Raw genomic sequence first — 22,901 nt, forward strand, 5'->3', positions numbered from 1 at the left:
ACTGAATTATTGAGTTATTAAATGATTATATAAGGGCAAGCTACCTTTCTGTGTTGATGTCACAAGTTTTTGATGTTTGTTAATGATAATCAATTAAAAGAATTGATATTAAAAGCATTTAAAGCATATTTGAAAGATTTTGAACCATAACAAAAACTTCGTTGATTTTCATCAATGCAACTGAAAGACAATAAACGCACCATTTGGTCGTGGGCTATGTTTGATTGGGCCAACTCGGCTTACAACCTGGTGATCACTACAACCATTTTCCCGGCTTACTATACCGCTATTACCGCCAATAACGGCACCCATAAGGTTAATTTTTTTGGCCATACCTTTATCAATACCGCCCTGGCTGATTATGCCCTTGCAGCGGCCTACCTCGTTATCGCCCTTATGCTGCCGGTACTAACCGCTATTGCCGACTTTCGGGGTAATAAAAAGGTATTCATGCAGTTTTTTACCATGATAGGTGCAATAAGCTGCGGGCTGTTGTTCTTTTTTAATAAAGATAACATCGAAATGGGTATCATCTGCTTCGCGATGGCGGCCATTGGTTATTGTGGGGGCTTTGTGTTCTATAATTCATACCTGCCCCAAATTGCCAGTATCGAAATGCAGGATAAGGTGAGCGCCAAGGGTTTTACTTACGGCTACATCGGCAGTGTGTTGCTGCAACTCATTTGCTTCGCGTTTGTACTAAAGCCCGATTGGTTTGGCATAACTGATGAATCCTTACCGCCGCGGTTATCATTCTTATTGGTAGGCGTTTGGTGGATAGCCTTCGCGCAGATACCGTTTACCATTCTCCCGAAAGGAGAGCCAAATACCACGGCTCAGCATAAAAATATCATCAAAGGTGGCTTTGCCGAGTTAGGCAAGGTTTGGAAAAAGATAGGGCAGATGCCGCTGCTTAAAAAGTTTTTGCCGGCATTCTTTTTTTATTCCATGGGCGTGCAAACCGTTATGCTGGTGGCAACCAGTTTTGGTGCCAAAGAGTTGGGTTTACCGCAGGAGGCATTGATTGGCATCATCCTTATCATCCAACTGGTGGCCATTGGAGGGGCTATTTTAATGTCGCGGCTGGCGGTTAAGTTTGGCAATGTGCGCATTTTACTTATTGTAGTTATGCTATGGATAGTGGTTTGTGTATCGGCCTACTTTATTACTACGGCAACACAGTTTTACATACTGGCTGTACTGGTTGGGTTAGTAATGGGCGGCATACAATCCCTTTCGCGGTCCACCTATTCCAAATACCTGCCGCAAAACATTCCTGATACGGCATCGTTTTTTAGTTTTTTTGATGTTACCGAAAAGCTGGCTATTGTAGGCGGTTTGTTCAGCTTTGGTTTCATTGAGGAGCTTAGCGGGAGTATGCGTAATTCAACACTGGCGCTTTGCATTTACTTCGCTATCGGACTAATACTTTTATTTGTTTTACTGTCAGCAGAGAAAAAACACAGTAAAAATGTTGATTTTAGCGCCGTTTAATTTTATTTGTGCTGATGAAGGTTGAGCTTTTTGTACCCTGTTTTGTTGACCAGTTATACCCCGAAACGGCTTTTAACACCGTAAAGCTGCTTGAAAAGGCTGGCTGTAATGTGGCGTTCAACCCTAACCAAACCTGTTGCGGGCAACCCGCCTTTAACGCCGGATTTTGGGATGAAGCTAAAGAAGTAGGCACCAAGTTTCTGAACGATTTTGATCAGGACAGCATAATCGTAACCCCATCAGCATCCTGCACCGGTATGGTGAAAAATTACTATAACGATCTGTTCACCAATACCATTGAGCACAATAAATGCCGTAATATACAGGGCAATATTTATGAACTGTCGGATTTTTTGGTAAACATCCTGCAGTTTGATCATTTTGGCGCAGAGCTGGATGGCCGTGCGGTTTACCATGATAGTTGCAGCGGTTTACGCGAATGCCACATTAAGGACGAACCCCGCCAACTGCTATCAAAGGTGTATGGTTTAGAGCTGGTTGAAATTAAAGATAACGAAACCTGCTGCGGGTTTGGCGGTACATTCGCTGTAAAGTTTGAGGCCATTGCCAGTGCCATGGCCCAGCAAAAGGTGGATAACGCCCTTGCCATGGGGGCCGATTATATTATCTCAACTGACGCTTCATGCCTGCTGCACTTGCAAGCCTATATCAACAAGAATAACCTACCTGTAAAAACGTACCACCTGGCCGATGTACTGGCTAATGGTTGGGGGAATGTGTAATTGGATTATTTGTTACCGGCCAATATTTCCAGCAAAGCCTCAATTAAAGGTACCTGGCCGGGGTTAATATAGATACGGGCATCATCAACAGTAAAAAAATCACCCTTATCAACCTCGGGTATTATTATGGTTTTCCCTGATTTGGGCGGCCAGGGTAAGGCAAAGGTATTGCTGACTATTTTGGTGGTATCTACATCACCCTCAACAGCCCAGGCATTTACTATTTTACCGCTGCGCTGCTTTGCCGGTGGCAGGGGTATAAACTCACCGTGAATTTTTTGCCCGGTTTCCTCTTCAAATTCACGTTTCGCAGCCACAAGGGTATCTTCATCCGGGTCAAGCTCCCCTTTGGGGATAGACCATGCGCCTTTATCCTTGTTTTTCCAGAACGGCCCGCCGGGATGGACGAGGAATATCATCGGCTCGTTATTCAGCATCTTATACAATAAAATTCCGGCGCTTTGTTGTGGCATGGTCAATATTTTGATTTGCTATTAAAACCATTGCTTTTATATTTAGTTTTGCCTCATGTTTACAGGTATCATTGAAACGCTTGGTAGAATAGTAACGCTCGAAAAAGAGCAAAGCAATCTGCACATCACGGTTGAGTCGGCCATCGCACATGAGTTGAAGATCGATCAGTCGGTTGCGCATAACGGTGTTTGCCTTACGGTTGTGGCTGTTGCCGATGGCTTGCATACGGTAACCGCTATTGACGAAACGCTGAGCAAAACCAGCCTCGGCCACCTTAAAACCGGCGACCTGGTAAACCTGGAACGCTGCATGCAAATGAATGCCCGTTTGGATGGCCACATTGTACAGGGCCATGTTGATCAAACCGCCATCTGCACCGCCTTTACCGAACACGACGGTAGCTGGGAATACACTTTTGAATACGATGCCGCTACAGGTAACGTAACGGTCGAAAAAGGCTCGATCTGTGTAAACGGCATCAGCCTTACGGTAGTTAACTCAAAGGCAAACAGTTTTTCGGTAGCTATTATCCCTTATACTTACGAGCATACCAATTTGCAGCACGTACGTGTTGGCTCGGTCGTCAATCTCGAGTTTGATATCATCGGTAAATACGTTGCCCGCCTGATGCAGCGTTAACGGCTAAGCGCCTCAATGCGTGAACTGCTGTAAGCCATATATTGCTGATGGTTTTTTGGCGGTTTTGATGCCAGGTACTTTTTGTAGTATCTGATAGCTTGTTTCTTATTCTTCAGCTTATCGTCATACAAAACGGCCAAAGCGTACAGCGTTACAGGCCGCTCGTTATATTGCAGCGCCTTTTGGTAAGCGGCTAATGATAGCTTGGTTTTGTTCAGGCTGCTATAGCTTTCGGCTATTTCGCCGTAATAAGTATCCACGGTAGGAGAGATGGCCTTGTCAATCGCGTCTTCCAGGTACTTTATAGCCTTACGCTGATCTTTTAAACCTTTATAAGCCATGCCGGTATAGTAAAATGAGGCCTCGGTTTGCGTATCGTCAGTTAGTTTTTTATAGGTGTCGATACATAACTGATACTTTTTTTCGAGATAGTACGAGGTGCCCAGCATACTGATCACCGCGCCAGACTGATCGCCCTCCTGAATTAATTTATTACATAAGGCAATGGTTTCAGCGGTTTTGCCTTGCTGGTAGGTGATCTTTGCCTTACCCAATACCAGTGTAAGATTGGTGCTATCAGCCGCCAAGGCGGGCGAGAGTACTTTTTCAGCCTGATCCAACTGCTTAATGGCAAGGTAAAATGTACTCAGATCAAAGGCAACATCGCCATCCATCGGATTTATTTTGTTAGCCTGCTGCATGTAATAAATGGACGAACCCATATCGCCTACATTTTTAGCCAGTGTGCTCAACTGCCGGTATACGTTAAAGTTGGTACTATCCTTTTTTAATATTTTTAAATAGTAGATGATAGCTTTGGCATTATTGCCGCGGCGGTTATTGATATTACCTAAGTTAAACAGCACGGGTACATTCAGCGAATCGGTTTCAAGTATACGGAGATAATATTTTTCAGCCTGTGGTAGCTTACCGCTCATTTGCGCAGTGTATGCCAGTGCAGACAGTATTTTAATATCTGCTACATCATCGCCATATATGCCTTGCAGGTAAGTATAGGCATCCCCAAAACGCTGATTCTGATAAAATTCAAGCAGGGTAGTGGCATCATGTTTTGCCGCATTTTGTGCTTTAACAGTAGTTAAAAGGCACATTATACATATCAAGGTTAAAAGGTTTTTCATATCAACTAATTTATTAGTTGATATTGACAATTCCAAATTTGGCAGCATTATTGTTTTATGTGTTGCACATCATAAATAAAAAACTATGGATAAGTTAAAGAAGTTCGCGCTAATGGAAAAAATTGTCCATGAGCTTGAAGATTTAAAAAACAGCCAAACGGCTTTGATACAAAAGATCGCTAAGATTGAAGTGGATAACATTGAACTTGGCGATAAAAGGTTAGAAAAAGACCTGCCTGATATGCACCAGCGTGTAGCCGATAACCTGGATACCATTGCAGGTATTCTGGATGATTTTGCGCAACAAACTGACCAGTTTAGCAACAGCAATAACATTGCCGCGCTAAAAGAGCAGGAAGCGATAAACAATGTGTAATTAGCACAATTTGAAATTGAAATATCCCCGTCCCCATAAGGCGGGGATATTTTTTTGCCTTATTGTTTAAAAAACAGCAAGTGTTTGAAAACAATAACCCGAAAAAATTATTTCTTAACTTGTTTATATACTATAATTTAGTGCCCACATCAACTAATATCACTACGAAGAAAATCACTTTGATGGCTGTTTTAGCCGTAGCTACCGTAGTTTATTCGTGCAAATCAAAGGCAGACAAAGATGCCGCCGACAGCACCGCCGCTGTTGAATCAGCAAATGCCGCTACAGGAGAAGCACCCGCAGCCTCATCTACCGAAACCTCACAGCCCGCAAACGAAACCAAAACGTACACCGTTACCTTTGCGCCGGATAGTGCTATTTTAGGTAAAAGCAAAGAAGCTTATTTAAAAGTAATTCCTGTTAGCGCTACGGACCTGAGCGATCCGGATGGTAAATCGCAGGGTATCGAACTGAAATTTAAACTGAGTGCTACCAACAAGCAAAAAATAGGTGGCAATAGAATTGGCATCGCGTCAAACAACTTTAGGTTGGTATTGGATAACAACAATTCTATCAGTGAGTCTAACGGAACTTATGTTTCTGTACAACCAGAATCAACTAACGAATCAGAGGATATCACTTACCGCATTCCTGCCGGTGCAAAGCCTAAAACACTTAACCTGTTTTATGATGAAACCCGCGCGAGTGTTGGCGTCTCGATCAAATAATCAGACGCATTCGCTAATAGATATATGTCATTTCGACCGAGGTACGAGGAGAAATCTTTCGCATGATTATAAACGAAGACAGATCTCTCCTTCGCCGAGATGACAGCTTAAAAAGGAAATAATAAAACATACGTCATTGCGAGGGTACGAAGCAATCTCTTTAGGATATTCCGATATGATTAGCTTAAAGAGATTGCTTCGTACCCTCGCAATGACGTAATTGAAAAAACAAATCAAGCAAAAGCACAAACCTCAAATATCTTATAATTCCGGCCTTTTAATTTTCGGGTAGCAAGTGTATGCACTGCCTTTCACAGAAAATTAAACAGCCGGCGACTTTTGCTTCTTTTGTTCGTACAAAAGAAGTTTAGGACAAGTAATGAATTAAGTTTGATAATAAGTCTCGTTTACCACCAGCGAACGGGGCTTTAGTTATTCACTAATCTGCTGGCCAAATTGCAATATATAACCGTTGTTATCATAAATGGCAAACTCGCGCATGCCCCATTCAAAGGTTTCAATGCCATAACAAATGGCTGCCTTATCCTTAACAGCCAGCCAAAAGGCTTCAACATCGTCGGTATTAAAATAAAAAGAGCCTGTAAAGCTTATTTTGGTGTGCGATGAATGCCCGTTGGGTTTAGCCAGCATAATGGCCACCTTATCTTTGTTGAGAGATGCCCAACCCCAGTCATCGTTCTTTTCGCTCACGGCAAAGCCAAGTACATCAACATAAAAGGCGATGGTTTTATTGATGTTTTCAGTCCATAATACCGGGCGCAGAGAGGTAAGTTTCATGGCTTATTTGCTTATTCGATGCTTTTGCCCTTCATGGCATGGCTTATGGCCTGGTCCATGAGGCGCTCGGCAAAGGGGCGGGTAAACTCGTTAAGCTCGTCAATACGTTTATGGATGAGATCTTTATCGCCGCTATTTAAAGCTTGTTTAAGTGCTGCAACGTACCCGTTTGTTTGCGTAGTTTCTTCAGCGGTTACTGATGCGCCGTGTTTTTGTAAAAAGCGTTCAACGGTGTAGATCATCTGTTCGCCCTCGGTACGCGCCTCAATGATCATGCGCTGGCTAACGTCGTCTTTAGCGTGTGTAATGCTATCCATCAGCATTTGTTCAACCTGATCGTCGGTAATGCCATAGGTAGGTTTTACCTCAACTTCTTGTTTAACTCCCGAGCGTAACTCAATGGCCTGTACCTTTAATATACCGTCTGCATTAAGCAAAAAGTTTATATCTATTTTGGGGAAGCCTGCCGGCATTGCCGGGATGCCTTTCAGGTTAAATTCGGCCAGTTTGCGGTTCTCTTTCACCAAGTCGCGTTCGCCTTGATATACGGCTACCTTCATGTTTACCTGCCCGTCGACAGAGGTAGTGTACTGCCTGCCTGCCTTGGTAGGCACCTTAGCGTTCCGTGGGATGATCACATCCATTAAACCGCCCATAGTTTCAATACCCAACGATAGCGGGGTAACATCCAGCAGCAAAATGTCCTTACGGTTACCGGCCATAATATCAGCCTGAATGGCGGCACCCAGGGCAACCACTTCGTCCGGGTTAACCTCATCATGCACCGGGCGACCAAAAAAGTCGGCCACCTTTTGTTTTACCAGCGCCGTGCGGGTTGATCCTCCCACCATCACTACTTCATCAATCTGCTCAACGCTTAGTTTGGCATCCTTTAAGGCGTTTTGACAGCAGGTAATGGTTTGCTGTACTTTAGGCAATATCAGTTGCTCAAAAGTTTGCTTATCCAGCGTGCACCATATATCACCCAGTTGCTCATTAAAGAGGCTTTGGTGGGCGAATGATTTTTTGGCTTCCTCGGCCTTCAAACGTAATTGCTGCGATAGCTCGCGGTTTTCTACGAGTTGGGCTTTGTCAATATTGTTTTTTTCTATCCAGTAGTCTATAATGGTGCGGTCAAAATCGTCACCGCCTAAAAAGGTATCGCCATTGGTGGCCAGCACTTCAAAAATGCCGTTCTGTATTTGCAGTATGGATACGTCGAATGTGCCGCCGCCCAGGTCATACACGGCAATGGTCTTTGTTTCTTCGGGGTTGAGGCCTATACCGTATGCAAGGCTCGCTGCTGTAGGCTCGTTTACAATGCGCAATACATCCAAGCCGGCAAGCTTACCCGCATCCCGAGTGGCCTGGCGCTGCGAATCATTAAAATAGGCCGGTACAGTAATTACCGCGCGGTTAACCGGGGTTTTAAGTGCATGTTCGGCACGCTCTTTCAGTTCCTTTAATATCAATGCCGATAAGTCTATCGGGGTATAAAACTTATCGCCAACCTTAATTTTAACCAGGCTTTCGGTATTATCGTCAATTACCTTGTACAAGAAAAAGTCTTTATAATTTTCAATATCATGGTATGATCGGCCCAGCAGGCGCTTTACCGAAAAGATGGTATTCTGCGGGTCGGTAACCAGGTAGTTTTTGGCATCGTTGCCCACGGTAACATCGCCCGTTTGGCCAAAGTGAACTACTGATGGAACCAATACGCCCTTGCCGGCATCGTTGATCACCTGCGCGTTTTTATCCGGATTGATAAAGGCCACCAGCGAATTGGTGGTACCCAGATCGATACCTACAATAATTTCTTCCTTTTGTAACGAGCCTGTTGCCAGGTTTATAGAAACTTTAGCCATAACAGGGCAAATGTAGCAAGATTTAACAGGCCGAATGTCTTTTTAATCTCTAATTCTGATTGCCGGTGCGTATTTATTTATATTTTTAGCATGCTATTATTAACTACGGATGGGCAGGCGTTTTATCAGTTACACAGGTCGTTTTATAAAAAGAAATCTGCCCGCGATTATATTTCTTACACTTACTTTATCAGCCTGTGAAAATGCTGATGCGCAAACCTTTGGCGGTAATCCGCCGGAGCTTAAATGGCAGCAAATCAATACGCAGGCTGCAAGGGTGATCTTTCCTGCCGGGATGGATAGCACCGGAACACGGGTAGCCGTGCTCATCAATCGTATAAATAACGTAGTGAAGCCAACCATCGGCGTAAAGCAAAAGCAGGTAAACATTGTGCTGCAAAATCAAACTACCGAGAGCAATGGCTATGTAGGTTTGGCACCCTTTCGCAGCGAATTTTACCTTACCCCGCAGCAAAACAGCTTTGAACTGGGCAGCATACCTTGGGCTGATATGCTGGCCGTGCACGAGTTCAGGCATGTGCAGCAGTATAATAACTTTAATGTAGGCTTGTCGCATGTACTAAAGGTATTGTTTGGCGAGGGCGGCCAGGCTTTAGGTAATGCGCTTAGCGTACCCAACTGGTTTTTTGAGGGCGATGCCGTATATAACGAAACCCTGGTTAACGCGCAGGGCAGGGGACGCTTGCCGTACTTTTATAATGGCTTCAGGGGATTATGGGCGGCCGGGAAAGATTATAGCTGGATGAAACTGCGCAATGGCTCATACATTGATTATGTGCCTAACCATTATCCCCTGGGCTACATGATGGTAGCCTACGGCCGTGAAAAATATGGCGACGATTTTTGGCGTGGCGTTACGCATGACGCAGCCGCTTATAAAAGCTTGTTCTACCCGTTTCAAAGCAGTTTAAAAAAGCATTCAGGGTTTGATTTTACTAATTTCCGCACGGAAGCATTAGGCTATTTCAGGCAGCAGTTTAATGATGCCGCTCCGCAAAAGCAGGCCAAACATTTTATTGCTGATGAGGAATTTCCGGCTTATGTTAACGATAGCACGATCATCTACCTAAAAAGCCCCTACAACCATATAGCGAGCTTTGTAGTACGTACAGGCGATAAAGAAAGAAAGATTACCACCCGTGGGATATCACAGGATAGCTATTTTGATTATAACGATGGCAAAATAGTATACGCGTCATACCGCCGCGACCTGCGCTGGGGTTACCGCAATTACCATGAAATACGTGTAGTTGCTACAAGCACCGGCCATGAGCGTACTATTACCCGCAAAACCAAGTACTTTTCACCATCATTTAGTGCTGATGGTAGGCGTATTGTAGCCGTGCAGGTAAACCCGGATGGTAAGGCTACCTTGCATATATTGGATGCTAAAACCGGTAAAATGATAGCAGCCTTGCCCAATAACCAACACCTGTTTTACACTTACCCCAAATTTTATGGTGATGAGGTACTGGCGGCTGTTCGTAATAGCCGAGGTGAAATGGCTTTGGTGAAGATAGATGCCGTTAACGGGCAGCAGGAGAACCTGCTGCCGTTTAGCCATCAGCCGATAGGTTACCTTGCCGTTAAGCAGGATACGGTTTACTTTACCGCCACATCGGGTATTAACGATGAATTATTTGCCTTAGCGATAACGGATAAAAAACTGTTCAGGCTCCAAAGTGACATTAAAACCATCGGTAATTATCAACCTGCCGTATCAGCGAACAGGCTGGCCTGGGTTGGTTTTACAGCAAATGGTTATCAGATCACTCAGGTTGATAAAAGTAACGTAAAATGGGAAGCCGTATCAACCGGTAATTTGCCGGGCAGTTTACCGGCGTACCAAATCGCGTCACTCAATAAAAATACGGCCTCAGGTTTGATTGAGCGGGTTGAGGATACTGTTTACAATTACCCTGTTACCACCTACAAAAAAGGCTATAACCTGTTCAACTTTCATAGCCTTATCCCCGAGATCAGTGACCCGGATTACCGCCTCTCCATATCAGGGCAAAACATATTGAATACCTTTGAGTCTGAAATCTATTTTAATTATAACCGTAACGAGGGCTATAAGCAAGCCGGTTTTAACGCGGTGTATGGCGCGTTGTTCCCTTACCTATCTGCCGGTGCCGATTATATTTATGAGCGCCGCCGCATATACCGGGGCAGTGATATTTACTGGAATGAGTTTAACTTACACGCCGGCGTACAGTTGCCGTTTAGTTTTACGCGTGGTAAGCACATAACCGGGTTAAGCATAGGCAGCGATCTGTATTACGCGCAAACCAATTATCAAAACGGCTTTGAGGCTTTGAACAGGCATTTTACTTACCTTAATAATTACCTCAGCTTCTCTACACGTGTGCAGCAGGCCAGGCAGCATATCAATCCGCGTTGGGGGCAATCGTTTACCTTTATCTATAAAAACGGCGTAAGCCTCTCGGCCAATCAATACCTGGCATCGGGTACGTTTTATTTGCCGGGGTTATTGCCAAACCATAGTTTGGTTATTAACGTAGCCCACCAGGAGCATGGGCGTAACAACGCGGTAAGCTTCTCTAATAACTTTCCGTTCTCAAAAGGTTACTCGGTTGAGAATTTATATAAGATGGATGAGCTGGGGGCCAACTATCATTTCCCGATCGCTTACCCGGATGCAGGCCTGGCCAATACCATTTACCTGATGCGTATACGTGGTAACGCTTTTTACGAATACACCCGCGCGTCCGACTTTTATACCACCGGCAATATATTTAAGGCCAACTTCAAAAGTGTAGGCGGCGCGGTATTTTTTGATACTAAAGTATTTAATGAAACATCCATATCCTTTGGTCTGAGGTACAGCCGTTTGCTTGATCCGGATATATTTGGCGGTACTGGCCGCGATCGGTTTGAATTTGTGCTGCCCGTAAGTATTTTTTAAAAATACAGCTGTACCATTTGCCGCCAGTAACGAGGGCGGTGGGCGTAATTATCCCAAACGTACAGATTATTCGCTATCCCCTTAGCCCAAAGCAGTTGGGTAAATTCGTAGTTGTTGCTTAAAAACGGATCAGTTTCGCCAATAGCGAATATGTATTCCGAACCACGCATTTTATCGAGCAGGTCGCCCTGTTGCAGGTTGCCTATAAATTGCAGCGGTGAGTTATAGTAAATATCATCGTCGCGGTAGCCATCAAACAGATCCTTAAAGTCGCCGATTACGCGGGTAAGGTCATACCGGCCACTCATACAGATTACCTTTTTAAAGGTCCCCGGATGTTTTAACGCGATGTTAGCCGCATGAAAGGCACCCATGCTGCAACCCGCTACTTCAAATAAATCAGTATTGTTTTTTGACCGGATGAAGGGCATCACCTCGTACAAAATATAATCTTCGTAGTGTAAATGCCTGCTAATGCGTGCTGAGGGAGGTATTTGCTGGTTATAAAAGCTTTCGCTGTCAATGCTGTCTACGCAGTAGATCTGGATATGGCCATTTTCAAGCTGATCCCGCAAAACCTCAATAATACCCCAGTTCTCGTAATCATAAAACCGGGCCATTCGGGTGGGGAAGAAGAGCACTACCCGGCCGCTATGCCCGAATACCAACAGTTCCATGTTGCGCTGCAACCTGGTACTATACCAATTATGATATTCCCTGTTCATTGAGGCATAGATGTTTAGGTAGTGAATATCAGCAGCGCATGTTACTTAATTGTGAATAAATAATTAATGATGAACGTATAAATGTTCAGACACTACCTGCTTCCACAATTCATACCCTTCTTTGCTCAGGTGCAATCCATCATTAACAAAGTATTTGCCTTTGGGATAGTCGCCGCCATCAACCATATGGCTAAATATATTGATAAAATGCCAGTTTTTAGCGTTTTTAACTATTTCAGTTTCAATTAAATTATTGGTGTATTTAAACCTGTCGATAATATTGCGGCGGTTGATGCTTGGCTTCAGCGAGATATAATAACAATCAATATCGCCAAAGCGGTGGTTTACCTCGGCCATCAACTGCATAAAAAATATATATACTTCTTCGGGCGTACGGCCATCACCCAGATCATTGTCGCCGGCATATACTACCAGGCGCTTAGGGTTGTAGGTGAGCATAATACGTTCAAAAAACCATACACACGCGGCCAGTGTTGAACCGCCAAAACCCAGGTTGATAGGTTTCAAATCGGCAAAATCAGTATACAAGCTATCCCATAGCCTTATGGATGAACTGCCGTAAAACAGTGTTTCGGGCTCGTAGGCTAACTGCTGGCTTCGTTTTTCTAATTCCTTAACGTCTTCTTCGTACCAATACATTCAATAAAAATCATTTTTACATATCAAAGTAAGCAAATAATCAGCCAGCGCGGTATTATCATTTGCATTACTTATAAACATCCGCAAATAAGCCCTGTTTAACAAACAAACATTTGCGTACACTTATTAGTTGTTAGGCTATCTATGTAAAAGCTGTGCTGTAATGCCGCGGTAAACTAAGCGGCCATTATGTACGTTATAAAGTTTTGTTAAAATCTGATCAGGTGAATGGCTGATAATCAGTGGAAACGTTTTATGCGCTCAATTAAAGGAAAGGTGGTTTTCGCCTTTTTAATGGGCTGTATCGCGCTTTTTTTGGCCTGGAGTGTTAGCAAGGTGGCTTTTAATGAGATGCTTGGGGCGGTCGAAAATATTTCGGCACCTAACAATAAGCTGCGCATTGTGAATGATCTTTCGCGCCGGGTATCACAACTCGACCAGATGCAGCGGATGCAGGTACTGCGTAACGGCGGCGAGCACGACAATTTTTTTAAGGAAACACGGCGCATCAATAAATCCATTGATACCCTACAGGGCTATTATTTAAATGACAGGGTGCAGCTATGGCGTTTAAAATCGTTACGTAAGCTGTTACGCGAACGCGATAAACTGTTTATGAACTACCTGCAAGTGCGAGAAAAGCTGGTGAATAACAGGCTGTTCTCGGCGCAGGTTGAAGTACTTAATGAATTGGTTGACAAAAATGCCAAAGCTGATAGTGCCGCGATTACTACGGAGAAAAAAACATCCACCACGATTATTTATCCGCAAAACAATGAGGATAAGCGTGGATTTTTCGGCAAACTTTTCGGCAAAAAAAAGCAACCTGCTGATACGGCTTATAAGGTAGTGAGCGAGCAGCTCAATATTGAAAAAGATACGGTTGCGCAAGCCATAAAGGACAGCATCATGGAAAGCATGACCCAGGCTGTGGCACGTATCGAAAAAAATCAGTTACGTAAAAGCGCGCAGTTTATTAACCAGGAGGCCGTACTGGCTAACGCCAACACTAAACTTATTACGCAGATACTCACTATACTTAAACAGGTGGAAAATGAGGTGGTATCGCAAATTGAATATAATAACACCCATGCCAAAACGGTGGTTAACACCAGTGTGAAAAATATCAGCATGATTATGCTGGCCTTCTTTTTTATTACGCTGATACTGGTTGCGCTAATATTAACCGATATTTCGCGCAGTAACCGCTACCGAAAAGAGCTGGAAGAAGCTAAGGAAATTGCCGAGTATCACGGTATGGCCAAGCAGCGCTTCCTCTCTAACATGAGCCATGAGATCCGTACGCCGTTACAGTCCATTATTGGTTATGCCGAGCTGATCAGGCAGCAGGAACATCCGCAGCGTAACCATATCGAGGCCATTTACCAATCATCGGGGCATTTGATGCAGATCGTGGATGAGGTGCTGGATTACAACCGCATCATATCCGGCAAATTTACTTTTACCAACGCCGTGTTTAATGTATTGGAGGTGTTGAATGAGGTGGCATCAGTAGTTCGTTTTCAGGCAGAAAAAAAGAAGCTGACGCTTGAACTTAAAGCTGATTTTTCGCCACAAACTTATGTAGATGGCGATGCTTTTAGGCTTAAACAGGTTTTATATAACTTATTAGGTAACGCCATTAAGTTTACACAGCAGGGATCGGTAAGGTTGATCGTGACCTGCATACGCCAGGGCGAACGGGCTAACCTTACTTTCAGGGTTGCTGATACAGGTATTGGTATGGCTCCGGCCGACCTGTTAAAGATATTCAACGAGTTTGAGCAAGCCGATAATAATCGTACGCAAATAGGTACAGGCCTTGGTTTAACCATCAGTAAGCAATTGGTTGAGGCTCAGGGGGGCAGCATACATGTAAACAGCAAATTGGGTAAAGGCTCTAATTTTATTTTTCATCTGAGTTTCCCGCTGGCCAATGCTCCCGAAAAGCATCATCAGCATAATACATTGCCGGTATTAAATGCCGGTACCGAAACTGTGTGGATCGTGGATGACGATAACTTTATCCTCGAAATGTGTTCGCTGATGCTGACCAAGCATAACATCAGCCACCGAAGCTTTAATTCGGCACAGCAGGTATTGGATGCCGCCTGGACGGAAGATGTAAAATACATCCTGATGGATATACGCATGCCGGGTATGAGCGGTATTGAGTTATGTAAAGCACTGCGATTAAAATTAACTGAGGATGTTCAGTTATTCGCCCTTACAGCACAGGTAATTCCGCAGGAGCGGGAGAGCATACTGGCTGCCGGTTTTAACGGTATTGTTAAAAAGCCGTTTAAAGAGCATGAACTGATCGAGTTGTTTGATTTTGATGCCGATGAAGCCACATACGAAGAGATAGACCTGCGCAGCCTGGAGCAAATGACCTTTGGCGATAAAGAACAACTGGCCCGCATACTTGAGCTGTTTACTGATGATACGCTAAAAGATATTACCAGCCTTAAAGAGCTGCTTGAAAATTACAACGACGATGTTTTGGAGCAGGTAGCCATTACTGTACACCGTATGGCAGGCCGCACAGCGCAAATAGGCGCTAAAGGCCTGGCAGCCGATCTCCGCGCTGCTGAGCTTGAATTGAACCAGGCAGATACATTGACCAATGCACACTCCGGTAAATTACTTGCGCTTATTGTACGCTTACAGCAGTTACGCGAGCAAATTCGGCGCGAATATCTGCACAGCGCCGAGGTTTAGGAATCGAGACCGTAGCGTTCTATTTTACTGTACAAGGTTTTGCGGTCGATATTTAAAAGCTTGGCCGCCTTTGATTTATTGTACTTTACCTTTTGTAGTGTTTGCTGAATAACCGTTCTTTCATTTGCCTCGTTAATGGCTTTCAGGTCGGCATCGGCAGGTACGGTTGGCAGGTGGGTAATATAAGTGCGCATTTCATCAGGTAATGATTCGGCACCGGCTTCCTCACCCGGCGTAAGCAATACCATGCGTTTAATCACATTCTTCAATTCGCGCAGGTTGCCCGGCCAATCGTAACGGGTAAGCAGTTCCATCGCTTCCGGCGAGATGGTTTGCACATTGCGCCCCAACTCTTCGTTGGCTATTTTTACAAAGTGGGTTATAAACAATTGTAAGTCTTTACCGCGCTCACGTAAGGCTGGGAGCTGTATCTTAAACTCATTAATCCTATGGTACAAATCCTGCCTGAAATCGCCGTTGCTTACGCTGCTCAGCAGGTCATCATTGGTAGCGGCAATTATGCGAACATCCACCTTAATTTGTTTGGTGCTGCCCAGCGGCTGTATGGTATTTTCCTGCAAGGCACGGAGCAGTTTTACCTGTACATCATAGCTCAGGTTGCCGACCTCATCCATAAATAGGGTACCGCCGTCGGCCACTTCAAACAGGCCTTTTTTATCGGTTAACGCTCCGGTAAACGCACCCTTAATATGTCCGAACAGTTCGCTGGCTGCCAAATCTTTTGAAAGGGCACCGCAATCAATAGCTATAAACGGTTTACCGGCGCGTTTGCTGCGCTCGTGTATAAAGCGTGCGGCATGTTCTTTACCGGTACCACTTTCTCCCTGTATCACAACCGACATATCAGTTGGCCCTACAAGGTCAATGTATTCATAAAGTTTATCAGATTCGGCACTGGTGCCTTTTATAAAACCGGGGTAGCTGGTGTTAGCAGTTGCTACGGGTTTGTCCTGTTTTGATGCTGTGGTTTTTTGTTCGCCTTTGGCTGATAGTGCCGATTTCAGGATCATCAGCAATTCATCCGGGTTAACCGGTTTGGTAATATAATCGGCTGCGCCGGATTGTATGGCTTTTACAGCAGTACGTACATCATTAAAGCTTGTCATGATGATGGCCGGAATTTTCAAACCTTTGTCATGCGCGTGGGCCATTACTTCAAGGCCGGTACCATCAGGTAAACGGTAATCAAGCAATAGCAGGTCAAACTGATCGTCGTCTAATTGCTTTAAGCTTGTTTTAATGTTGTTAACAGCAATTACTTCATGTCCGTTTCGTGGCAAAAAGCCCTGTAAAATTTGCGAAAAAGTTAAATCGTCCTCAACCAGTAATATTTTTGCCATAGGTAATTATTGCAATAAGGTGTAAAAATACAAAAGCCGGAACGAATTCCGGCCTTTGATGTTGAGGTATATTGTGATTTATGAGTGCTTTACTTATTGCTTAACGGGTCTGCCGTCTTTATCAAGCTTTACAAATCGCAGGTCATCACCTTTTTTCAGGTTGATAACGTAATATTCGCTGGTGCCCGATTTTACTAATGAAGCATCAACCGCGGTATACTCTTTTACCGCATCACTTTTCAAAGTGGTTTTAATTGCTTCAGGTAATTCTTCAACTTTTACCGGAGTTTTTACTTCTTGAGCGGTACCTGTAGTGGTAGCGGCTGTAGTATTAGCAGCACCGGCGCTGGTTGAATCCTGCTGTGTTTGCTGGGTTGTTTGTTGCGATGCTGCCGGTTGTTGCGTTGGAGACGTTGTTTGGGCGTTTGCGTTAACTACTCCTATTAAGCCTAAAAAGGCTGCTGACAAAATGATCTTTTTCATAATATATAGATATATGTTATTAATAATTATGATAGACTATGATACATAACTGTGCCAGCAGATGAGTATATAAATAAAACGCTAATATTCAGTTATTTGATTTATTTTGTATATAATTGAGATTGTGGAAATGCTCCACAACCTGACCCTCAAGTCGGCAAGATCAGGGTATAAGTAGCTGTTTAAATTGCAGGCTATCGCCTTTAAAGGCATTAAAGTCTACCGAGTGATTAATACCATTCACCCTGGCTTTATCTGAATGTTGCCAAAACCACCAGTTGGTGCTTTTTGATAGATTAAGCTCATGCTTATAATAATGCGCTATCCATAGCGGATAGTCGTCATAATAACCATCCAGGTATTGATGATAAAAACTGATGTTGGTATAAATGATAGGCTTTACATGTGTTTTCTTCTCCACATGATCAATAAAGGCGTTCAGTTCCCGGCGCAGTTTTTCAGGCGATATGCCATCGGTAACCTCAATATCAACCACGGGGGGCAGGTCGCCGCTTTCGGGTTTTACATTTTGCAGAAAGAAACGCGCCTGCCACAAGCCATCCTTTTTAGGATGAAAGTAATGATACGCGCCACAAACGATACCGAATTTAGGAGCTTCGCGCCAGTTGCGTTTAAAATATGGGTCGGCGGTGAGTAGGCCTTCGGTAGCCTTTATAAAAGCAAATCGGACGCGCACGCTGTCTTCTTCCATTTTGCTAACCTGCTGCCAGTTTATCTGCCCCTGTGCGTACGATACATCGATGCCATGAATTTTATAAGCTACAGGGATATCAATAGCGAAGCTTTTATAAGTACGATACGTGGCGGGTTTACCGCTATCCCACATCCAGCGCCAGGTTGACGAAAAGAATTTAATGACGTACCCATAATAAAAAGGAGATAGTAATATCAGCCCCAAACCAATAGCGTACGGGTACCAGTTAAAGGTACTGCCTTTCTTTTTCTTTTTTTTAGCGTTAGGGGATGGTTTGCGTTTTACCGTTTGTGGCTTTGTAGTTGCAGGTAGTTTACGGGGAGGCACGGGACAAAATTAAAAAAAATAAAGCAAGCCGATAAGTAGCTTGCTTTATTCTTACGCATTATGTGTGTCAATCTTTCTTTTGAATGATACACCGCTCGTTCTTTAACAATTCTTCCGATTCGGCTATTTCATAAACCGATTTCATGCGCTTTTCTTCGGTCTTGTAATACTTTTTCAGTTCCTTACGGTGGTAGGCCTGGTAAAAGCGGCGTATTTCATCGTCTGTTTGTAAAATCAGGCCGGGCACGGGCAGCGTGTTACGGTGCTCATCCATCGCTACCATGGTCAAGTAGCTGGTATTGGTATGCTTTACCTGCTGGGTTGTAACGCTTTCGGAGATCACCTTGATGCCGATAACCAGCGAGGTTTTACCCACGTAATTAACCGATGCCAGTAAGGAGACCAGTTCGCCCACTTCAACAGGAGCCAAAAAGTCAATCGTATCTACCGACGCGGTAACGCAATAGGCACCCGCATGTTTAGCGGCGCAGGCATAGGCTACCTTATCCATCAGCCCCATAATAATGCCGCCGTGTATCTTACCGCCAAAGTTGGAGTAGGCCGGAATCATCAGTTCGGTAAGGGTGGTTTGTGATGCGGCAACGGTTTTGTAGTTTTCCATGCACCCTATTATTTGCCAGCCATTGATTTTTCGCGGATCGCCCTGAACTCCGAATTCTTTTTCCATTGCGGAAAGGTGGTTTCGCCGGCCAATTTAGTACCGATCTGGTACAGGATATTTGCGGTTTGCGTCATGCCGCTCAAATCCATATCAGCCGTATAATTATCTGATGCCTGGTGGTAATGCTCATCGGTATAAATTTTATCCTGTTCTTCGCCCCATTTACGGCCGTGTGCTTTAGTGTCCGGACCGGTGTGCATATCCAAAGCAGGTACACCAACCTTGGCAAAGTTAAAATGGTCCGACCGGTAATAGCCGCCTGCTCCCGGTGTCGGGTCTGCTTCAACAGTAAGGCCCTGTTCTTTGGCTATCGCTTCTACATAATCTTCAAGGTCATTTTGTCCCTTACCGGTGATCGGGATATCCTTGCTTTCGCCATTTGGCGATAAGGCATCCATATTCAAGTTGCCTACCGTTTTATTAAGCGGGAACAATGGGTGCGTAGCATAGTACTCCGAACCTAACAGTCCCTGTTCTTCGGCCGTAACAGATAAAAACAGTATCGACCTTTTAGGTTGTTCCTTAGCATTTTTAAAAGCCTTGGCCATGGCCAGCAGTGCGGCTGTGCCGCTGGCATTATCAACCGCGCCGTTATAAATACTGTCGCCTTTGGCATCAGGCTGACCGATGCCCAGGTGATCCCAGTGGGCGGTGTAAATAATGTATTCATCAGGTGTTGTGCTACCTTTTAAAACCGCCGCCACGTTATGCGAGGTAGAGTATTTTAACTTATTGCTGATGCTGATGGTTGCCGATGTATTAAGTGGTACCGCTTTAAAATCCTTTTTACGGGCGTAGGCACGCATATCCTCAGTTATACCGGCGTTGGCCATTAGCTTTTTAGCGGTTTCTTCGCTTATCCAACCCTCCATTTTACAGCGCGAAAGGTGCTTATCGGTTTGTTGCAAATATAGTTTCGACCCAGAAAAACTGGTTTGTATTACTGTCCACGGATAACTTGCCGGTTCAGTTTGATGCACAATGAGCACACCCGCTGCACCCTGGCGGGCAGCTTCCTCATATTTGTAAGTCCAACGGCCGTAGTAAGTCATGGTATCGCCATGAAACAAAGTGCGGTTGCCTGATTTAAAACCCGGATCATTTACCAGCACCACCACCGTTTTGCCTTTAACATCTAAGCCCTTATAATCATTCCAGCCATATTCAGGCGCTACAACACCGTAGCCCGCAAATACCAATGGCGAGTTTTTTATTTCTACGGATGGCAATTCCTGCCGGGTAGATGCCACAAAATCAGTACCCGCTTTAAGTGTTGCCGATGTTTTACCACTCAACTGTAAGGCGGTTGGGGTACCAGTAATTTCAACCAAAGGCACATCCTGAAAGTAACTGCCCTTGTTAACCGGCTCCAAACCTATTTGCTTAAACTGGGCAGCCAAGTAATTTATCGTTTTGGTTTCGCCCTCGGTAAAAGGTTTGCGGCCGGTAAGCGAATCATCGGCCAGGGCCGATAAATATCCGCGAATATCGTTATCGGTAATCGGGCCGGTTATAGCCTGAGTGTCGCCTTTTTTTTGGTTGCAGCTAAACCACATTGCAGCGGTAAGCATCAGCCCGAAGGTTAGGGTAGTGCGTTTCATGGTGTTCATATTACCAAATGTAACAAGCACATCTTAAAAACACTAATTCTATTAAAATGAAACTAATACATTATCAATTAGACACCCTACTTCGTGATAGTATTTGTAAGCCTGATAATACTAAGGTTAGTGGGTAAGCAAAAAAGGGTTATCAGCAACTAGTAACCCTTTTGTATTATTATAAAGATATGCTTTTTAGTCAGCAGGTTCGTCCGGTGATGCATCCTGATCAGAACGTGAGGCTTCATAATCCGGCTCACCATTCTGCTCTTCGCTTTTAAAGTTAACCTTATCATTTTTTTCGTCAGACGGTTCGGTACGTGCGAAATAAGCGTTTGTGTAACCCGCGTTTTGTGACGGGTTATTAGGTGCATCGCCCGATGGCGTTGGATTATCCTCACCAAATTTATGTCCGCCTGCGCCGTGGCTTTCCATACCGGGGGCGTCAGCATCTTTAACTTCGCCACCTAAAAAGGTCTTTTTCAGGCTTTCCTCGTTCAAGTTATCATCGTCAACCGGATAAGCGTTAGGCTTGGCGGCTTCATTGTTTTTCAGTTCATCATCGTTATATGCAGTCATAACATTTTTGCTGTTGGTACTGTATTATAAGCTCTTGTATGATGAAATTGTTTTAAGAATTTAGTCCATAGCCCATAGACGATTGTCCATAGCGGCCGGCCAAAAGTCTTAATCAATAATCCATAATACAGATTTATGCTTTTCCCTATCATCGTCCATGGACTATCGACCATCGACTAACTACAGCACTTTCTCATGCAGTTCCTTAGCGATGGCTTCGGTTACGCAAATAATGTCTTCGGCTACGTGGCTGTTGTTGGTAATTACCTTGTGGCACTCATCTTTATAGGGCAATAAATATTCCTTATAAGCAGGCACCACATGGTTTACCCATTTGTAATGCACATCATCATTGGAGTAGCCCCGCTCGGTAAGGTCGCGTTTTAGGCGGCGTTGCAGGGCAACATCCTCATCGGCATCTATAAATATCTTGAGGTCCAGCATGTCGGCAATCTTACGGAAGTGCAGAATGAACAAGCCTTCAACAATCAGTATCGGCGCCGATTTTATTTCGAGGGTTTTAGGCACCGCGAGCGGATTGTTAAACGTGTATTCCTGCTTGGTAATGCTTTTTTTATTCAGCAGATCCTCAATATCATTCTCAAAATGCGTATGGTCGATGGTATCGGGCAGGTCAAAGTTATAAAGCTTGTTCTCTTCGGCCGTCATGTTTTGTGCTACCGGGAAGTAATAATCATCCTGAGAAACAAGCGCTACTTCATTACTGCTGAAATGCTTTAAAAAACATTTCAAAAATAAAGTTTTGCCGGAGCCGCTGCCACCGGCTATGCCAACAATATATGGTCTATTCATTCGTAGTACCGTAGCTTAAATTTACATGAAAGCGTTTATCGAGCGCGCCTAATGATTCGGCTACGTTTTTTGTCATTACGATGATAACGTCCTTGGTTGATTCGTTATCGGTAAAGCGGCCAACCACTTTTGCAAAGGTGGTACGGTTGGTCATCGGGTTAATAATTTTAATTACAGTGCCTATAGGCGCTGTGCGATGCAATACCAGTTTTTTATTAGGATCGAGGCCGGCTTCTTCCATCCAGGTGGCTACGCCTTTTTCATTTTTTTCGTACAAGCCATAGCGGTTTGGCCTTACACCTGCACTTGCTGAATCAATTGTTGTAACCGGCATCGGCTCGGTTGAATCGCGTACAGCAGCAACTTTAGTACTGTCTGGTACAGCAGCTATAACCGGTGCGGGTGTTGTTGATTTGTTAGCACGTACTTTAATGATCTGCCCCGCGGTAAGCGATTTTTTGGTCAGTTTGTTAATGCTCACAATGTCATCAACGGTGGTGTTAAAACGGCGTGCAATGGCAAATAACGTTTCACCTGCCGAAACTTTATAGTCCTGGTACTCGGGCACATTGCCGGCATCAGCAACGGGTTGTGTTGGCTGTTGCTGGTTTGGTTGTTGGGTAACGGGCGTATTTGTTTGCGGGCGTGTTACGGGTTGCTGTACAGGCTGGTTGGCCGGTTTGGTTTGTGTTTGCTGCTGAGTTACAGGCGCGGTAGTAGTAGCTACCTGCTGCTGGCCTTCGGTATAATCAATTTCGGTAGGTACTTTAACTACGTTACCTATGCGCATGGGCGCGTTGTTGTTAAACTTGATGATGGTGTTTGGTTTTACGTTGTAACGGCGGCCTATCGCGTAATAATTATCTTTCGGATCTATTTTATGCAGGATGATCTTTTTCCCGTTCTGGTTTTCAACGCCTATTGAATCAATTACGTTACCGGCAAATACAGGGACTGAAAAGGTAAAGGTTGATATCAATAGAAAAGGGAGTTTTAATTTCATAATATTTTATAATACAATA

General features: G+C 44.3%; 21 protein-coding genes. 7 read left to right on the forward strand and 14 right to left on the reverse strand.

Annotated features, from left to right (window positions below; translation table 11 throughout):
- Window positions 1-174 precede the first annotated feature (174 nt).
- Both AC3WJC_RS05390 and AC3WJC_RS05395 read left to right on the forward strand, forming a co-directional pair.
- Window positions 175-1,494 carry an MFS transporter gene (locus AC3WJC_RS05390; RefSeq protein ID WP_492398047.1) on the forward strand — a complete coding sequence of 440 codons (1,320 nt, stop codon included), beginning with the start codon at window positions 175-177 and terminating at the stop codon, window positions 1,492-1,494.
- A gap of 14 nt (window positions 1,495-1,508) precedes the next feature.
- Entirely contained in the window at window positions 1,509-2,237 is a 729-nt protein-coding gene (locus tag AC3WJC_RS05395; RefSeq protein WP_492398048.1) for a (Fe-S)-binding protein, read from the forward strand.
- A 5-nt stretch (window positions 2,238-2,242) separates the two neighbouring features.
- On the opposite strand, the gene AC3WJC_RS05400 is transcribed toward AC3WJC_RS05395, so the two are convergent.
- Entirely contained in the window at window positions 2,243-2,710 is a 468-nt protein-coding gene (locus AC3WJC_RS05400; protein ID WP_492398049.1) for an NUDIX hydrolase, read from the reverse strand.
- A 55-nt stretch (window positions 2,711-2,765) separates the two neighbouring features.
- On the opposite strand from AC3WJC_RS05400, the gene AC3WJC_RS05405 reads away from it, so the two are divergent.
- Window positions 2,766-3,350, forward strand: coding sequence for a riboflavin synthase (locus tag AC3WJC_RS05405; RefSeq protein WP_492398050.1), 585 nt, complete (start codon window positions 2,766-2,768; stop codon window positions 3,348-3,350).
- On the opposite strand, the gene AC3WJC_RS05410 is transcribed toward AC3WJC_RS05405, so the two are convergent.
- Window positions 3,347-4,492, reverse strand: a complete 1,146-nt coding sequence (locus tag AC3WJC_RS05410; protein WP_492398051.1) for a tetratricopeptide repeat protein — start codon at window positions 4,490-4,492, stop codon at window positions 3,347-3,349. The two genes, AC3WJC_RS05405 and AC3WJC_RS05410, sit on opposite strands and share 4 nt — an antisense overlap.
- A gap of 85 nt (window positions 4,493-4,577) precedes the next feature.
- Between AC3WJC_RS05410 and AC3WJC_RS05415 the strand changes: the two genes are divergently transcribed.
- Both AC3WJC_RS05415 and AC3WJC_RS05420 read left to right on the forward strand, forming a co-directional pair.
- Entirely contained in the window at window positions 4,578-4,868 is a 291-nt protein-coding gene (locus tag AC3WJC_RS05415) for a hypothetical protein (protein WP_492398052.1), read from the forward strand.
- 182 nt (window positions 4,869-5,050) lie between these two features.
- On the forward strand, window positions 5,051-5,596 hold the full coding sequence (locus AC3WJC_RS05420; protein ID WP_492398053.1) for a hypothetical protein: 546 nt from the start codon (window positions 5,051-5,053) through the stop codon (window positions 5,594-5,596).
- A gap of 432 nt (window positions 5,597-6,028) precedes the next feature.
- Here AC3WJC_RS05420 and AC3WJC_RS05425 read toward each other — a convergent pair whose 3' ends face one another.
- Both AC3WJC_RS05425 and hscA read right to left on the reverse strand, forming a co-directional pair.
- Complete coding sequence (locus tag AC3WJC_RS05425; protein ID WP_492398054.1) at window positions 6,029-6,394, reverse strand: VOC family protein; 366 nt, start codon at window positions 6,392-6,394, stop codon at window positions 6,029-6,031.
- Between the two features lie 11 nt (window positions 6,395-6,405).
- On the reverse strand, window positions 6,406-8,262 hold the full coding sequence (gene hscA / locus AC3WJC_RS05430; RefSeq protein WP_492398055.1) for a Fe-S protein assembly chaperone HscA: 1,857 nt from the start codon (window positions 8,260-8,262) through the stop codon (window positions 6,406-6,408).
- 109 nt (window positions 8,263-8,371) lie between these two features.
- Between hscA and AC3WJC_RS05435 the strand changes: the two genes are divergently transcribed.
- Window positions 8,372-11,212, forward strand: coding sequence for a TolB family protein (locus AC3WJC_RS05435; RefSeq protein ID WP_492398056.1), 2,841 nt, complete (start codon window positions 8,372-8,374; stop codon window positions 11,210-11,212).
- Here the strand turns inward: AC3WJC_RS05435 and AC3WJC_RS05440 are convergent.
- Together AC3WJC_RS05440 and AC3WJC_RS05445 are read right to left on the reverse strand one after the other, a co-directional pair.
- On the reverse strand, window positions 11,209-11,937 hold the full coding sequence (locus AC3WJC_RS05440; protein ID WP_492398057.1) for an esterase family protein: 729 nt from the start codon (window positions 11,935-11,937) through the stop codon (window positions 11,209-11,211). The two genes, AC3WJC_RS05435 and AC3WJC_RS05440, sit on opposite strands and share 4 nt — an antisense overlap.
- A gap of 63 nt (window positions 11,938-12,000) precedes the next feature.
- Window positions 12,001-12,597 carry a GDSL-type esterase/lipase family protein gene (locus tag AC3WJC_RS05445; RefSeq protein ID WP_492398058.1) on the reverse strand — a complete coding sequence of 199 codons (597 nt, stop codon included), beginning with the start codon at window positions 12,595-12,597 and terminating at the stop codon, window positions 12,001-12,003.
- Window positions 12,598-12,825: 228 nt separating this feature from the next.
- On the opposite strand from AC3WJC_RS05445, the gene AC3WJC_RS05450 reads away from it, so the two are divergent.
- Window positions 12,826-15,318, forward strand: coding sequence for a hybrid sensor histidine kinase/response regulator (locus tag AC3WJC_RS05450; RefSeq protein WP_492398059.1), 2,493 nt, complete (start codon window positions 12,826-12,828; stop codon window positions 15,316-15,318).
- Here AC3WJC_RS05450 and AC3WJC_RS05455 read toward each other — a convergent pair.
- From AC3WJC_RS05455 to AC3WJC_RS05490, 8 genes are all read right to left on the reverse strand, one after another.
- Window positions 15,315-16,679, reverse strand: coding sequence for a sigma-54-dependent transcriptional regulator (locus tag AC3WJC_RS05455; protein WP_492398060.1), 1,365 nt, complete (start codon window positions 16,677-16,679; stop codon window positions 15,315-15,317). The genes AC3WJC_RS05450 and AC3WJC_RS05455 overlap by 4 nt on opposite strands.
- A 93-nt stretch (window positions 16,680-16,772) precedes the next feature.
- The gene (locus AC3WJC_RS05460) at window positions 16,773-17,162 is read right to left on the reverse strand and encodes a hypothetical protein (RefSeq protein WP_492398061.1); all 390 of its coding nucleotides are present in this window, start codon (window positions 17,160-17,162) and stop codon (window positions 16,773-16,775) included.
- Window positions 17,163-17,325: 163 nt separating this feature from the next.
- Window positions 17,326-18,204: a glycoside hydrolase family 25 protein gene (locus AC3WJC_RS05465; RefSeq protein WP_492398062.1), complete on the reverse strand. Its 879-nt coding sequence runs from the start codon at window positions 18,202-18,204 to the stop codon at window positions 17,326-17,328.
- Between the two features lie 67 nt (window positions 18,205-18,271).
- Window positions 18,272-18,892 carry an acyl-CoA thioesterase gene (locus AC3WJC_RS05470; protein WP_492398063.1) on the reverse strand — a complete coding sequence of 207 codons (621 nt, stop codon included), beginning with the start codon at window positions 18,890-18,892 and terminating at the stop codon, window positions 18,272-18,274.
- Window positions 18,835-20,487: a M28 family metallopeptidase gene (locus tag AC3WJC_RS05475; RefSeq protein ID WP_492398064.1), complete on the reverse strand. Its 1,653-nt coding sequence runs from the start codon at window positions 20,485-20,487 to the stop codon at window positions 18,835-18,837. The genes AC3WJC_RS05470 and AC3WJC_RS05475 overlap by 58 nt, the downstream gene beginning before the upstream one ends.
- A gap of 195 nt (window positions 20,488-20,682) precedes the next feature.
- Window positions 20,683-21,066 carry a hypothetical protein gene (locus tag AC3WJC_RS05480; RefSeq protein WP_492398065.1) on the reverse strand — a complete coding sequence of 128 codons (384 nt, stop codon included), beginning with the start codon at window positions 21,064-21,066 and terminating at the stop codon, window positions 20,683-20,685.
- Window positions 21,067-21,246: 180 nt separating this feature from the next.
- Window positions 21,247-21,879, reverse strand: coding sequence for a uridine kinase family protein (locus AC3WJC_RS05485; RefSeq protein WP_492398066.1), 633 nt, complete (start codon window positions 21,877-21,879; stop codon window positions 21,247-21,249).
- Complete coding sequence (locus AC3WJC_RS05490) at window positions 21,872-22,882, reverse strand: LysM peptidoglycan-binding domain-containing protein (protein ID WP_492398067.1); 1,011 nt, start codon at window positions 22,880-22,882, stop codon at window positions 21,872-21,874. Before AC3WJC_RS05490 ends, AC3WJC_RS05485 begins: the two co-directional genes overlap by 8 nt.
- Window positions 22,883-22,901 lie beyond the last annotated feature (19 nt).

The sequence above is a fragment of the Mucilaginibacter sp. FW306-07-L genome, assembly GCF_058782065.1.

Excerpts from the sequence above, each read along its gene's own strand:
- AC3WJC_RS05390 (WP_492398047.1), top strand. The coding sequence starts at position 175 with ATGCAACTGAAAGACAATAAACGCACCATTTGGTCGTGGGCTATGTTT.
- AC3WJC_RS05395 (WP_492398048.1), top strand. The coding sequence starts at position 1,509 with ATGAAGGTTGAGCTTTTTGTACCCTGTTTTGTTGACCAGTTATACCCC.
- AC3WJC_RS05400 (WP_492398049.1), bottom strand. The coding sequence starts at position 2,710 with ATGCCACAACAAAGCGCCGGAATTTTATTGTATAAGATGCTGAATAAC.
- AC3WJC_RS05405 (WP_492398050.1), top strand. The coding sequence starts at position 2,766 with ATGTTTACAGGTATCATTGAAACGCTTGGTAGAATAGTAACGCTCGAA.
- AC3WJC_RS05410 (WP_492398051.1), bottom strand. The coding sequence starts at position 4,492 with ATGAAAAACCTTTTAACCTTGATATGTATAATGTGCCTTTTAACTACT.
- AC3WJC_RS05415 (WP_492398052.1), top strand. The coding sequence starts at position 4,578 with ATGGATAAGTTAAAGAAGTTCGCGCTAATGGAAAAAATTGTCCATGAG.
- AC3WJC_RS05420 (WP_492398053.1), top strand. The coding sequence starts at position 5,051 with ATGGCTGTTTTAGCCGTAGCTACCGTAGTTTATTCGTGCAAATCAAAG.
- AC3WJC_RS05425 (WP_492398054.1), bottom strand. The coding sequence starts at position 6,394 with ATGAAACTTACCTCTCTGCGCCCGGTATTATGGACTGAAAACATCAAT.
- hscA (WP_492398055.1), bottom strand. The coding sequence starts at position 8,262 with ATGGCTAAAGTTTCTATAAACCTGGCAACAGGCTCGTTACAAAAGGAA.
- AC3WJC_RS05435 (WP_492398056.1), top strand. The coding sequence starts at position 8,372 with ATGGGCAGGCGTTTTATCAGTTACACAGGTCGTTTTATAAAAAGAAAT.
- AC3WJC_RS05440 (WP_492398057.1), bottom strand. The coding sequence starts at position 11,937 with ATGAACAGGGAATATCATAATTGGTATAGTACCAGGTTGCAGCGCAAC.
- AC3WJC_RS05445 (WP_492398058.1), bottom strand. The coding sequence starts at position 12,597 with ATGTATTGGTACGAAGAAGACGTTAAGGAATTAGAAAAACGAAGCCAG.
- AC3WJC_RS05450 (WP_492398059.1), top strand. The coding sequence starts at position 12,826 with ATGGCTGATAATCAGTGGAAACGTTTTATGCGCTCAATTAAAGGAAAG.
- AC3WJC_RS05455 (WP_492398060.1), bottom strand. The coding sequence starts at position 16,679 with ATGGCAAAAATATTACTGGTTGAGGACGATTTAACTTTTTCGCAAATT.
- AC3WJC_RS05460 (WP_492398061.1), bottom strand. The coding sequence starts at position 17,162 with ATGAAAAAGATCATTTTGTCAGCAGCCTTTTTAGGCTTAATAGGAGTA.
- AC3WJC_RS05470 (WP_492398063.1), bottom strand. The coding sequence starts at position 18,892 with ATGGAAAAAGAATTCGGAGTTCAGGGCGATCCGCGAAAAATCAATGGC.
- AC3WJC_RS05475 (WP_492398064.1), bottom strand. The coding sequence starts at position 20,487 with ATGAAACGCACTACCCTAACCTTCGGGCTGATGCTTACCGCTGCAATG.
- AC3WJC_RS05480 (WP_492398065.1), bottom strand. The coding sequence starts at position 21,066 with ATGACTGCATATAACGATGATGAACTGAAAAACAATGAAGCCGCCAAG.
- AC3WJC_RS05485 (WP_492398066.1), bottom strand. The coding sequence starts at position 21,879 with ATGAATAGACCATATATTGTTGGCATAGCCGGTGGCAGCGGCTCCGGC.
- AC3WJC_RS05490 (WP_492398067.1), bottom strand. The coding sequence starts at position 22,882 with ATGAAATTAAAACTCCCTTTTCTATTGATATCAACCTTTACCTTTTCA.